Below are 13,783 nucleotides of genomic sequence, written 5' to 3'. Positions count from 1 at the left end.
GAGCTCGATTTTAAAAGCTTTACATACTGCGTTATTGATTTTGACAAGGTGCTCACAGGGATGTGAGTCATTAGAACAACGCAGGAGCCGTTGTCGAGAATAACCATTATCTTCAATCAATGCCTTGCCTGTATGGATGTAGGTACTAAGCTTCAGTCTGGAACTATGAACCTGTGCCTTAAGCCTTTTAATTCTCGCTGAGTGGGAAAGAACTTAATCAATCTGGTATAAGTTAGGCCTGAAGTTAAGCCGTAAGTTAAGTCTTAAGCTAGGCTTTAGGTATTAGATAATTATCGAGGGTAATAAATAGCGATGAGGAATGAGAAAAAATGAAATGAGTTCGTTATTATTCGGGGGAAAAAATTAAGTTTTCTGATCTCAGTTAAAGAGATCAGAAAATGGCATGACAGTCGATGGGTTTAGTTAAATATGAGCCGAGTTTGGAATTGAATATAAGCCACGCTTTTCGCTATTCCTCTGCTTAATTTCTTCTAAAGCTCTGGTTTCTACTGCATCAAATAAAGCGTTTATTAGCCGGTTAAAATGGCTATGCATTGCAAGTCTTGCTTGTGTCGAATCTCCTGACTTTAACGCAAAATATATTTCTTTATGCTCAGCCAGAGTTTTAGAATTATCTTTACTACAAACACTGTCATAATCTTTGATTATTTCCGGTGTTGAAGAGCGCAACTTCCACAGGTTTTGTGCCGAGAGCATCAAGGCACTATTGCGAGTGGAATTGGCAATGATATGATGAAACTCTTTATCTGCAGCAGCAATGAACTGGCTATTTTCCATGTCTACTAAGGTTTGATGTAAACGAACTAATTCATCTTCAGTAATAGTTGTGGCGGCAATAGCTGCAATCTCGCCTTCAATTAAGGCACGAGCTTGAGTAACCTCAAAGGCATTAACCTTGTTTTGCGCGCCCAGTTGATTAGCCGGTTTCAGTACATATATACCTGAGCCGGTTTTTACTTCAATTTTTTCTCGAACTTCTAATGCAATAATAGCTTCACGTATAGTCGGTCTACTGACATTAAAAGTTTCAGCTAATTCTCGCTCAGGTGGCAAGCGACTACCGGCAGAGTATGCGCCAGAGTCAATTAAGGCTTCTATTTTATCTACAATGCTCCAAAACAGCCTACGGTTGCTGCTCATAATATTTCCTTAACTAATATACTGATTATTTTTCACATCCATAATAAATATCATATCGCTTTCTTTACCCCTTAGCAAAATTATTACGCCTAATTAAGTTGTTTTTTCATTTTTTGGTATAGTGATTTTTATAGTTTTGGTATAAAGGGACGTATTAATTACTTTACTTTGTTGTTACCAGTTTTCTTTTTTATCTTTTTATTGGTAATGTAATTTGGTTGACAATTGCTTGGTGAGTTGGTTAAATCATACTAGCTTAAGCTAAAGAGATTGAAATCAGTATTGTTAAGCATTCTGTATTACGCTTGCTGTCATGCTGTTAAGTTTGACTGCTTTACTTTGTATTACCTTGTTTAGCTAATAAAGTTGAGCATAGTGAATCCGTTTAATTAGGTTAATTTAATGTTATTGAGCCGATTATATTAACGTTATTTTAAATATTACCTCATAGGTTAGTTTATGAACCCAGCTAAAATATCTCGACCAATAATGTCATGTATCATTTCACTAATGTGCTGCATATTAACAATGAAGTCATTAGCCGCTGAAGAATGGCTAGTAGCAGATCAGCAAGCCTATGAGCAGATATTAAGCAAAGTGAAGGCAGGCGATGATATCGTACTCGCCAATGGCACATGGCATAATTTTGAAATATTACTAAAAGGTGAAGGAACGAAACAACAGCCGATAACACTAAAAGCTCAAACTAAGGGTAAGGTTTTACTCACAGGCCAATCAAATTTAAGGTTAGCGGGTCAGTATTTAGTTGTTTCAGGGCTAGTTTTTAAAGATGGCTACACACCGAGCAGTGCGGTAATCGCATTTAGAAGTAACAAAGCAACTTTAGCTTATCATTCTCGGGTAACTGAAGTGGTTATTGATAATTACAATAACCCAGATAAACGCGAATCAGATTATTGGGTGGCTATTTATGGCCAGCATAATCGTTTTGATCACAATTACTTAGCAGGTAAGCGCAATAAAGGCGTTACGGTTGCTGTTCGTCTTGATAGTAAAAATAGTCAAGAAAATCATCATAAAATAGATCATAACTATTTTGGTCCACGTCCTATTTTCGGCTCTAATGGTGGTGAAACATTACGTATTGGCACCAGCCATTATTCTTTATCTAATTCATACACTTTAGTTGAAAACAATTATTTTGATCGCTGTGATGGTGAGGTGGAAATAATTTCAGTTAAATCAGGCAAAAATAACATACGTAATAATGTCTTTTTTGAATCAAGAGGCACACTGACGCTACGCCATGGAAATGGTAACGTCATTTCTGAAAATGTATTTTTTGGCAATGGCGTTGATCATACCGGTGGTATTCGTGTTATCAACAAAGACCAAATAGTTCGAAATAACTATATTGAAGGGTTAACTGGTTATCGTTTTGGTAGTGGTTTTACGGTAATGAACGGCGTACCAAATTCGAAAATTAATCGTTATCATCAAGTTGAAAATGCACTGGTTGAAAATAATAGTTTGATCAATGTTGCTCATGTGCAATTAGCGGCGGGTAGCGATGCGGAAAGATCAGCGGTACCGATAAGCTCTACCATGGAAAACAATTTAATTTTTAATGAAAATGATCAACAACCTTTTACTTTATTTGATGATGTCAGTGGTATTAGTTTTCAAGGCAATATTGCGAATACTAAAGCAGATGAAAAGTTAACAGCTGGCATTAGCCAAGAAAAAATAGCACTGAAGCGCGCCGCCAATGGCTTGCTTTATCCTGTTGATAGTAAGTTTGCTAATAAAGGTGCGCCAAAATCTCTTACGCCTATCGCCAAGTCAGCAACAGGTCCGCGCTGGTATGCAAAAAAAGATAGCTTAGTTGCCTTTGAGTCGGGAAAAACTATTCAAGTAGCCGCAACAGACGATGCTTTGTTTAATGCCGTACTTGCTGCAGGCGAGGGTGATATCTTGCTGTTAGCGGATGGGAAGTATGATGTGAGAAAGATGATTGATATTAATAAAACCTTATCAATTAAAGCTCAACACCAAGGAATGGCAAAAGTTACTTTTCAACGTTCAACATTGTTTCAAATTTCTGATGGCGGCAGTTTAACTATTGATGGTCTAGACTTTAGTGGCAGTAACAGCCCTGACGCTGCAGGTAACAGTTTAATTCGCTCACAAAAATGGGGCATGGTTGATAACTATCGCTTTGTAATGCGTAACAGTAAAGTGAGTGCGCTTGATATTAATCATTCATTTCATTTCTTTGATTCAGGCAGCGGTGCCTTCGCTGATTATATTGAATTAACGAATAACCAGTTTACTCATATTACCGGTGACGTGTTGCGCTTGAATAAGGAAATTGAAGATCTAGGCATTTACAACGCAGAATACGTTACCTTAAAGGGTAATAGCTTTGATGAAGTACAAGGTGCTTTAGTGAACCTATATCGTGGCGGCACAGATGAAAGCACCTTTGGTCCACATTTTGAAATGAGCAATAATACCGTTAAAAACAGTAGTAAAGGTAAGCGTAATAAAGCTGCTGCAAGCCTTTATTTACATGGCGTACAAGTCACGAATATTGAAAGTAATGTTTTTGATAATAGCGCCGTTGTTGTTATAGAACATACCGTTGGTGAGCCTAAAACGGTAGTTAAAAACAATAGCTTTAATAAAACAGCAGCGCCAAGCATTGAAGAGTTATATGCGCAAGGTCCTCATACCGCTGTACTTTCAAATAACCAGCAATCGTTGTAAGGATATTTATGAGCTTTTTTATGCCAACTACCATAATTAAATCAATAAAGCCCTTGTCGAAAAAACTCACCGCTGTTTTCAAGGCCACTGTGGGGCTTATGTTTGTTGCTAGCTTGACGACCAGTCAAACAGCAATTGCTAAAACAAGTCCTAACCTAGTGATTACTTCTGCTGATGTAACGAACATGCGTGCAGCTATTAATGTCGAAGGGCAATTCAAAACAACTTTTACGGCTAATAAAGCCGCTATCGATCAGCAAATGGCTGAGCCAATTACCGTCCCTATGCCACAAGATGGCGGTATTGCTTATCAGTTAACGCAAGATGAGCGTTATGCCCGTTATGTTCGTGATATGTTATTAACGTATGCTGAGCTCTATCCGACATTACCTTTGCATCCGGCAAGAAAAGTGGGTAAGCAAAACCCGGGAAAATTATTTTGGCAAAGTTTAAATGAAGCGGTGTGGTTAGTGTATACCAGCCAAGCTTATGATCTGATTTTAGCATCATTAAGCTCAGCAGAAAAAAACAAGATAGAGAGCGGACTATTTCGTCCTATGGTTAAATTTTTATCGGTAGACTCGCCGGAAACTTTTAACAAAGTGCATAATCACGGAACATGGACAACCGCTGCGGTTGGTATGACCGGCTACGTATTGGCTGAACCTGAATGGGTTGAACAAGCACTTTACGGTTTAGATAAATCAGGCAAGGGCGGATTTTTAAAGCAATTAGATGAGTTATTCTCGCCGCAAGGTTATTACAACGAAGGCCCATACTATCAGCGTTATGCCTTAATGCCGTTTGTTACTTTTGCCAAAGCGATAGAAACCAATCAACCAGAGCGTAAAATTTTTCAGTATCGTAATGGTATCGTGTTAAAAGCCATCGATACCACAATTCAGTTGAGTTATAACCAGTTATTCTTTCCTATTAATGATGCGATTAAAGACAAAGGTATAGATACCATTGAATTAGTTAACGGTGTCGCTATTGCTTATGGTTTAACGGGTGATAAAGGCTTACTGGATATTGCTAAACAACAAAAGCAAATTTTACTAACCGGTGATGGCCTAAAAGTAGCGCAAGCATTAGATAAAAAACTAGCACAGCCTTATGATTTTAAATCAGTCGCTTTTGGCGATGGTAACGATGGTAAACAAGGCGCGTTAGTCATCATGCGTCAAAATGTAGCAGGTGAACAAGCGGTATTATTTAAACCCGCAGCTCAAGGGCTAGGACACGGACATTTTGATAAGTTAACCTGGCAATTTTATGATAAAGGCGAAGAAATAGTTTCTGACTATGGTGCAGCACGCTTTTTAAATGTTGAAGCGAAATATGGTGGTCGTTACTTACCTGAAAATAAAACCTGGGCTAAACAAACGATCGCTCATAATACGGTGGTTGTTGACCAAGCAACACATTTTAATGGTGATGTGGAAAAAGGTAATGCCAATCATCCTGAGCTGATCTTCTTTGCAAAAGAGCAGCATGTCACCATTAGCGCAGCACATATTGCTAGTGTTTATGACGGTGTTGACTTAACGCGAACTATCGCACTGGTTAATTTACCTTCAAACTCAAACTCAAACTCAAGCTCAAGTTCAAATTTAGAGCAAAAACAATCATTTGTGATTGATGTTTTTCAGGTTACATCAGCCGAGTCGCATCAATACGACTTACCTGTGCATTATAAAGGTCAACTTATTAGCACTAATTTTCAACTTGCTACGCAATTAACCAGTTTACCGGTATTAGGTAAAGAAAATGGTTATCAACATTTATGGTTGAAAGCACAAGCGCAACCCGATGCGGGCTTATCGCAAATTACTTGGTTAAATGAAAATGGTCGTTTTTATACGCATTCGGCCATTATGGATGGCGACAGTTCGGTGCTGTTTACCCAAATTGGTGCTAATGATCCGCTGTTTAATTTACGTAATGAAAATGCCTTTATTACTCGTAAAAGTGATGCGATAAATCATACCTTTGTCAGCGTTTTAGAACCACATGGTGAATATAATCCCTCAAAGGAATTTACCGTTTCAGCGGTCAGTGAGGTAAAAAAGCTGTCACATCAAAAAATTAATAATATTGATGTTGTTGAACTTGCAGTGACAAGTGGGCAGCGTTATGTCTTAGCCTTTAATGCTGCTAAGAATTTTAAAGGTAAGCAATCAAATAGCTTTGTATTTAACGGCGCTAAATATCGTTTTAATGGCCGTTTTAAATTATTCGAAATTAACAATTAAATAGTTAAACCATTAAATATATAAATAAAATAAGTAGTAGGGGAAGCATCATGAGTCAAAGTGAACATTTTTCATTTGGTAATGAAACAGAAATTGAAGATATTGGCGGTGGATTAAAACGTCAAATGTTAGGTTACAACCACGAGCTGATGGCGGTTAAAATTTGGTTTGAAAAAGGCGCTATTGGTTACAACCATGCCCATAGACACTCTCAAGTGACTTATGTTGTTGAAGGTGAATTCCACTTTAACATTGACGGTGTTACTAAAATATTAAAGGCCGGTGATAGCTGTATGATGCCTCCGCATGCGGATCACGGCGCAACGTGCCCAACGGGGGGGATTTTAATTGATACTTTTAGCCCGGCCCGAGAAGACTTTGTTGAAGCTGGTGCTTTTGACCATATTGACAATCAGGAAAGCAGCTCATGAAAATAAAAAATTTACGCTGGTGGGTGATTCTGCTAATCGCACTTGCGACGGTGATTAATTATATTGACCGTTCAGCACTTAGCGTACTTTGGCCAGACATTGTTGAAGAATTATTTCCTGACGAAAGTGCTTTAGAACGCAAACAAATTTATGCCAATATCTCGATTGTGTTCATTTTATCTTATGCCTTTGGTCAAGCAATATTTGGTAAGATATTTGACTGGATAGGCACACGCTTAGGATTTGTACTATCCATTGGTGTTTGGTCGCTAGCAACAGCGGCTCATGCTCTTGCCCAAGGCGTACTTAGCTTTAGTATTTTTCGCGCTATTTTAGGTGTTGCAGAAGCGGGTAACTGGCCAGGTGCGGCAAAAAGTAATGCTGATTGGTTCCCTACTAAAGAGCGTGCATTAGCCCAAGGTATTTTTAACTCAGGTGCGGCTATTGGCGGTATTATTGCTATTCCGTTGATCGCTTATTTAACGGTTTATTTTAGCTGGCAAATGGTTTTTGTTGTCATTGGTATGCTAGGTTTTTTATGGCTCATTCCTTGGATTATTCTGGTTAAAGCGCCACCAAAATCACATCCATGGATCACTGACAAAGAACGCGAATATATCTTAACGGGCCAGAGAAACACTGAAGCTGAAAGTGGCAGCGACGAAGAAGAATATAACCCGTCAACCAAGGAGTTACTTGCTCATAAACAAAGTTGGGGCGTTATTATTGCTTCTGCCGCTATTGATCCTATTTGGTGGTTATTTGTTTTCTGGATCCCAATTTATTTAAATGAAGTGTATGCCATGGATGTTAAATCTATTGGTATTTATGGATGGGTGCCATACGTTGGTGCTATGTTTGGTGCTTGGTTTGGCGGCTTACTTGCGCAAAATCGTATTAAAGCCGGCTGGAACACAGATAAAACGCGTAAACTCACTATCACACTTGGTTGTCTTATTATGCTACCTGCACTCTTAGCAATGGCAAATCCAGGCGGACCAACAACGGCAGTACTTATTATGGCGGTTATTTTATTTGGTTTTCAAACTGCTATTGGTAATGTTCAAACCTTACCTAGTGATTTATTTGGTAAAAAAGCGGTTGGTACGCTTTCTGGCTTTTCGGGTATGGCAGCAAAACTTGGCGCTTTAGGCTTAACCGCTTTGGTGCCTTATTTGACGGCTGATGGAAACTATACACCAGCATTTGTTATTGGCGCATCATTAGCAATTATTGCCATGGCTGCTGTTTGGCTACTTATTCCGAAAGTTGAACCATTAAAAGCTAAGCAATAAATACTCAGTAGTCGATAGCTTATTATCGAAAAAATTTAATTAAAGTTAATAAGGTTTGTACATGAAAAACATTTTTTTATTCGGTGAATGCATGATTGAATTGATGTCCGCTTCACAAGGACAGTCATCCAATACCATGCAGCAATCATTTGCTGGAGATGTTTTTAACACTGCTGTGTATTTAAAACGTACTTTTGCCGACGTGCAGGTAAATTTAGTCACAGCGGTAGGTAAAGACCAGTTTAGCCTTGCTATGATCCAGTACTTTGAAAGTGAAAATATAGCTGCTGATCTAGTTTTTAAATCAGCAACGAGAATTCCAGGTTTATATTCTATTCAGCTGGATGCACAAGGAGAGCGCAGTTTTACTTACTGGCGCGAAAACTCAGCGGCTCGTCAAGTCATGCAACATATTGATGATGTTGCTACTGAGCAGTTATCAAAAGGCGACATGTTCTTCTTTTCTGGCATTTCTTTAGCCGTTATTGAGCCAGCAGCGAGAGCTGAATTTTGGCTTTTAATTGACAAGCTTAAAGCGGCAGGCGTACAGATTGTCTTTGATCCTAACTATCGACCACGTTTGTGGAGCGGTCCTGAAGAGGCGCAAGCACAATTTGCCTTAGCATTAGATAAATCAGACTTATCGTTACCTGGTGTTGATGATTTTGAGCAGTTATTTGGCATGACCAGTGTTGCTGAAGTTTACGATTACTGTAAACCCTTCCAAGTTAGTGAATTAGTGATTAAAAACGGTGAGCAAAGTATTTTAGTTGTGGTTGATGGCGTCAGCACTGAATTTGCGATAACACCTGTCGCAAACGTAGTTGATACCACGTCTGCTGGCGACTCTTTTAATGGTGTTTATCTTGGTGCACGTATTGAAGGCTATGGAGTAAACGATGCGATCACCTTGGCATCAAAAGCGGCTGGTTTTGTTATACAGCATCGAGGTGCGATTACACCAGCTGAGGAATTTAGTGTATTTATCAAAGCTCAGCTTGCCGCTGTGGCAAAATTTAATAAGGATTGACTATGACTTCATTTTCCACCCTGATGGGAAAGCAAACATTATTACCCATTATTCAAGCAAGTTCAGTGTCACAAGGACTAGCCATCGGGGAAGCTATGGCCGCAGCAGGTATACACTTAGTTGAAGTGGTACTAAGAACTGAAGCATCATTTGATATTATTAAGGCGCTTAAGCAAGAGTTACCGGCTTTAAAGGTAGGGGCAGGTACGGTCATTGACGCGGATATTTTAAAGCAGGCACTTGATGTTGGTAGCGATTTTATTATTACGCCGACAATTTCAAATAACCTGTTAAGCCATTTATCCGGCTGCACAGTGCCTGTATTACCCGGCGTGTCTACTGCTTCAGATATTCTGTTGGCGAAAGAGTATGGTTATAGAGAACTGAAACTGTTTCCTGCCTCGCTATCTGGCGGCGTACCATTTTTAAAAGCCATGGCTGCTGTTTTTAACAATATTATTTTTTGTCCTACTGGTGGCATAAATGAAAGTAATCAACAAGCGTATTTGGCATTAAAAAATGTTTTTGCTGTAGGCGGCACTTGGATTGCTTCACCTGATTGGGTTGCGAACCAAGAGTGGACGAAGATCACGCAAGCCTGTAAAGCGGCACAAACCACTCTATAACAGGCAGCTCTAGAAGCTGTAGATGTAAATGAGCAGTAACCTCGGTTATGAGAACACACTTAGGCACTACTGCTAAATACCAATACCATCCCACTACTCTGCTAGACTGCAAAGATACTCTCTCTAGCTTGCTGAGCTTGCTATGTAATTGTTTCGACTTGCGTGCTTTACTCTTTTCAATGAAGTTTAACTTATTGATATGAGTTGATTTATGGCGTATGAACATGGATATTCGCGACATATTAACTCTCCGCATGCGACATGCTTTGACGACATCAGTTAAAGTTATAATGCTGGTGATTTCATCATTTTCGCCAGCTATAAAAAGTCCTCGTTGCAAATTAATAATGTTTTCAGGTAATAAATCCTCTTAATTGTGCTTATTTCTTAAATCATAAAGCTTAAATGTTGCATTTTTGCCGAAATTTCGAATTGAAATAGTTGTCTTTTATTTAGATCTGGTTATATAAAGTAAGTGCTATTTTTTTTGAAAAACAAATAAAAAACAAATAAAAAACAACAAGAAACTAGCCGTTTACACGCATGCTATAGCCTATGCCTCTAGCGTATCAATACTAACCCTTACATTCGTTATGGTTTTATTGCGAAAGTGCTAGAGAAACTTGATTTGCATCAACAAAGCTAGTGGTGATGTGTAGTATTGTTAATATATGACAATCGTTGTGACAAATGTCACTTTAATGTCGAACTTTATGTTTATGCTGTAGGAATTTATGGTTGATTTAAGTCGTCGCAACTTTATGCGAGCCAAAAATGTCTCATCGCCACCTGCTATTCGACTGCCATGGACAGCTGATGAAAAACTGTTTACGCGAGGCTGTACACAATGTGGTGACTGCATAAATGCCTGTGAAGAAAATATCATTATTAAGGGCGATGGCGGCTTCCCTGAAATAAATTTTTCTGCCGGTGAATGTAGCTTTTGCCAAGCATGTGTCAAGTCCTGTAATGAGCCACTATTTAATCCATTAGATACTTTACCCTGGCAACTAAATATTGAAATTCAAACCAGTTGTTTAGCTAAAAAACAGATACATTGTCAAATATGTCAAGACAGCTGTGAGTCTGAGGCTATTGTTTTTAAATACCTACACGGTAGCGTACCTCAACCTGAAATTACATTAGAAGATTGTACTAGCTGTGGGGCTTGTGTAGCTGTTTGCCCTGAATCAGCAATTAACTTGTCAGTATCGAGATAGTCCACATCCTTTGTAGGAGCAAATAATGAGTGATTTAGAGCAATTAATATGGAATGTTTTGGGCTACACCTCAATGCCCTTCATATTTATATTCGGTTTTATTGCAACAGCTTTAGTTGCTGTTGTTATTTTAAAAATATTTGGTGCAAAACCAAAAAACTAATACATAAGCTAATCAGTAAGAGGGCAGGAAATGATCAATCTTTTAGAAGAAAGCCCGGTAAATATAGCTGGGGTTATGTTTATGGCTTATCCCGAAAAAGCGGATAAAGTTGCCGATAAACTAAAAGCATTCCCCGGTGCAGAGATACATGCAAAAGGCGAAAATGGCAGTTTAGTATTTACTGTAGAAGGGCTTGAAGGTGAAACCAATCAAGCAAAGCGTATTATTGATACCATTACCGATATGAGTAATGTGTCCGGTGTTATTTCATCATCGCTCATATTTCATCATAACGATGCAGGTTTAGTGCAACATCAGGGGAAAAAACTATGACTTTAACTCGACGTGACTTTATTAAAGCTAACGCGGTTGCAGCAACGGCGGTTGCCGCGGGTGTTGCCGTACCTGCGTCAGCAGCTAACTTAATTACCAAGTCATCAGAAAGCGCAATTAAGTGGGATAAGGCTCCGTGTCGTTTTTGTGGCACTGGCTGTAGTGTTTTAGTTGGCACTCAGCACGGCAAAGTAGTGGCAACACAAGGCGATCCAGAAGCTGAAGTTAACAAAGGCCTAAACTGTATTAAAGGTTATTTTTTATCGAAAATTATGTACGGCAAAGATCGTTTAACTCAACCATTATTGCGAATGACTGATGGTAAATTCGATAAAGAAGGTGAGTTTACACCAATTAGTTGGGACAAAGCATTTGATGTTATGGCTGATAAATTTAAAGCCGCGATTAAGAAAAAAGGTCCAACCTCAGTTGGGATGTTTGGCTCTGGCCAATGGACGGTATGGGAAGGTTATGCGGCGTCTAAGCTAATGAAAGCAGGCTTTTTAAGTAATAACATTGACCCGAATGCACGTCACTGCATGGCATCCGCAGTTGGCGGTTTTATGCGTACGTTTGGCATTGACGAGCCAATGGGTTGTTATGACGATTTAGAACATGCCGATGCCTTTGTCCTATGGGGCTCAAATATGGCTGAGATGCATCCAATTTTGTGGTCACGTTTAACCGATCGTCGCTTGAGTGCACCACACGTTAAGGTAAATGTTTTATCAACTTATAAGCATCGCAGTTTTGAACTTGCCGATAATGGCATGATTTTTACCCCGCAAACTGATTTAGCCATTTTGAACTTCATCGCTAACTACATTATTCAAAACAATGCCGTTAATGAAGACTTCATGAAAAAGCATGTCAATGTTCGTGAAGGTGTTACGGATATTGGCTATGGTTTACGTCCAACGCATCCGTTAGAAAAAGCCGCTAAAAATGCTGGCTCAGGTGCTTCTAAGCCAATGAGCTTTGAAGATTATGCTAAGTTTGTCAGTACTTATACTGTAGAGTATGCTTCCAAACTTTCCGGTGTGCCTGAGGCTAACTTAATTGAAATGGCCAAGTTGTATGCCGATCCAAAAGTAAAAGTAACCTCTTTTTGGACTATGGGCTTTAACCAACATACCCGAGGCGTTTGGGCGAATAACCTAATGTATAACGTACATTTGTTAACCGGTAAAATTTCTGAACCTGGTAATAGTCCATTTTCATTAACCGGTCAACCTTCAGCGTGTGGCACGGCGCGTGAAGTGGGGACATTCTCTCACCGTTTACCTGCTGACTTAGTGGTGAATAACCCTGAGCATAGAGCTATTGCTGAAAAAATATGGAAATTGCCAGCAGGCACCATTCCACCAAAACCTGGTTATCATGCCGTATTGCAAAACAGAATGCTCAAAGACGGCAAGCTTAATGCCTATTGGGTGATGTGTAATAACAATATGCAAGCGGCTGCGAACATTAACGAGGAAGCTATTCCTGGTTACCGTAACCCTGAAAATTTTATTGTAGTTTCTGACCCATATCCAACAGTTACTGCACAAGCCGCCGATTTGATTTTGCCTACGGCTATGTGGGTTGAAAAAGAAGGCGCTTACGGTAATGCTGAGCGTCGAACACAATTTTGGCATCAACAAGTTAATGCGCCAGGTGACGCTCGGTCTGATTTATGGCAATTGGTTGAATTCTCAAAACGTTTTAAAGTTGAAGAGGTATGGCCTGAAGAACTTATTGCTAAGCAACCCGAGCTTAGGGGCAAGACTTTATTTGATGTGCTTTATGCTAACGGCAAGGTAAATAAGTTCCCGATGTCAGAATCAAAAGGTGATAGCAACTTTGAAGGCGATGCCTTTGGTTTTTATATCCAAAAGGGTTTATTCGAAGAGTACGCTGAATTTGGTCGCGGCCATGGCCATGATTTAGCACCTTTTGATCGTTACCATGCAGAGCGCGGCTTAAGATGGCCAGTGGTTAATGGTAAAGAAACCAAATGGCGCTTTAGAGAAGGTCATGACCCTTACGTTGAAAAAGGCAGTGAAGTGCAGTTCTACGGTAAAAAAGATAATAAAGCGATTATTTTTGCCCTACCTTATGAGCCGGCAGCAGAATCGCCTGACGAAGAATATAACTTATGGTTAAGTACCGGGCGAGTGCTTGAGCATTGGCATTCAGGGTCGATGACAGCACGTGTCCCTGAACTTCATAAAGCGTTTCCTGATGCCGTGATCTTTATGCACCCGGATGATGCTAGAGAGCGAGATTTGCGTCGTGGTGATAAAGTCTTGATGGCGTCTCGTCGAGGTGAAGTTGAATCACGTATTGAAACCAGAGGTCGTAACCGTCCGCCGAAAGGCTTGGTATTTATGCCTTGGTTTGATGCCAAGCAATTAGTAAATAAACTGACACTCGATGCCACTGATCCGTTGTCAAAAGAAACTGATTACAAAAAATGTGCCGTGAAAGTAACGAAGGCTTAATGTTGATAAATTTACGCATCGATAACAGCAATTGTCGATGCGGGGGAGAGTTA

Annotated in this window: 11 protein-coding genes; 10 read left to right on the top strand and 1 reads right to left on the bottom strand. The window is 39.5% G+C overall.

Going from position 1 to position 13,783, the window contains the following annotated elements; translation table 11 throughout:
* Positions 1–423: 423 nt before the first annotated feature.
* A complete protein-coding gene (locus FGD67_RS05030; protein ID WP_257173964.1) occupies positions 424–1,161 on the bottom strand; it encodes a FadR/GntR family transcriptional regulator in 738 nt (245 codons plus the stop codon).
* A gap of 459 nt (positions 1,162–1,620) precedes the next feature.
* On the opposite strand from FGD67_RS05030, the gene FGD67_RS05025 reads away from it, so the two are divergent.
* From FGD67_RS05025 to napA, 10 genes are all read left to right on the top strand, one after another.
* Positions 1,621–3,891 (top strand): chondroitinase-B domain-containing protein, encoded by a 2,271-nt coding sequence (locus tag FGD67_RS05025; protein ID WP_373567844.1) that lies wholly within the window; start codon positions 1,621–1,623, stop codon positions 3,889–3,891.
* Between the two features lie 98 nt (positions 3,892–3,989).
* On the top strand, positions 3,990–6,146 hold the full coding sequence (locus tag FGD67_RS05020; protein WP_257175072.1) for a heparinase II/III family protein: 2,157 nt from the start codon (positions 3,990–3,992) through the stop codon (positions 6,144–6,146).
* Between the two features lie 50 nt (positions 6,147–6,196).
* On the top strand, positions 6,197–6,577 hold the full coding sequence (locus FGD67_RS05015; RefSeq protein ID WP_373567843.1) for a cupin domain-containing protein: 381 nt from the start codon (positions 6,197–6,199) through the stop codon (positions 6,575–6,577).
* The gene (locus tag FGD67_RS05010; RefSeq protein WP_257173962.1) at positions 6,574–7,872 is read left to right on the top strand and encodes an MFS transporter; all 1,299 of its coding nucleotides are present in this window, start codon (positions 6,574–6,576) and stop codon (positions 7,870–7,872) included. The genes FGD67_RS05015 and FGD67_RS05010 overlap by 4 nt, the downstream gene beginning before the upstream one ends.
* Before the next feature lie 61 nt (positions 7,873–7,933).
* A complete protein-coding gene (locus FGD67_RS05005) occupies positions 7,934–8,902 on the top strand; it encodes a sugar kinase (protein WP_257173961.1) in 969 nt (322 codons plus the stop codon).
* Between the two features lie 2 nt (positions 8,903–8,904).
* Positions 8,905–9,528, top strand: a complete 624-nt coding sequence (gene eda, locus FGD67_RS05000; RefSeq protein ID WP_257173960.1) for a bifunctional 4-hydroxy-2-oxoglutarate aldolase/2-dehydro-3-deoxy-phosphogluconate aldolase — start codon at positions 8,905–8,907, stop codon at positions 9,526–9,528.
* 734 nt (positions 9,529–10,262) lie between these two features.
* On the top strand, positions 10,263–10,748 hold the full coding sequence (napF, locus tag FGD67_RS04995; RefSeq protein WP_257173959.1) for a ferredoxin-type protein NapF: 486 nt from the start codon (positions 10,263–10,265) through the stop codon (positions 10,746–10,748).
* A gap of 25 nt (positions 10,749–10,773) precedes the next feature.
* Entirely contained in the window at positions 10,774–10,911 is a 138-nt protein-coding gene (locus tag FGD67_RS04990) for a TIGR02808 family protein (protein WP_257173958.1), read from the top strand.
* 30 nt (positions 10,912–10,941) lie between these two features.
* Positions 10,942–11,244, top strand: a complete 303-nt coding sequence (locus FGD67_RS04985; RefSeq protein WP_257173957.1) for a chaperone NapD — start codon at positions 10,942–10,944, stop codon at positions 11,242–11,244.
* Positions 11,241–13,730: a nitrate reductase catalytic subunit NapA gene (gene napA, locus FGD67_RS04980; protein WP_257173956.1), complete on the top strand. Its 2,490-nt coding sequence runs from the start codon at positions 11,241–11,243 to the stop codon at positions 13,728–13,730. The genes FGD67_RS04985 and napA overlap by 4 nt, the downstream gene beginning before the upstream one ends.
* Positions 13,731–13,783 lie beyond the last annotated feature (53 nt).

The sequence above is a fragment of the Colwellia sp. M166 genome (assembly GCF_024585285.1).
In the GTDB taxonomy this organism is placed as follows: Bacteria; Pseudomonadota; Gammaproteobacteria; order Enterobacterales; family Alteromonadaceae; genus Cognaticolwellia.
Note: the sequence above shows the minus strand (reverse complement) of the source record. Positions and strands in the feature narration are given on the sequence as shown.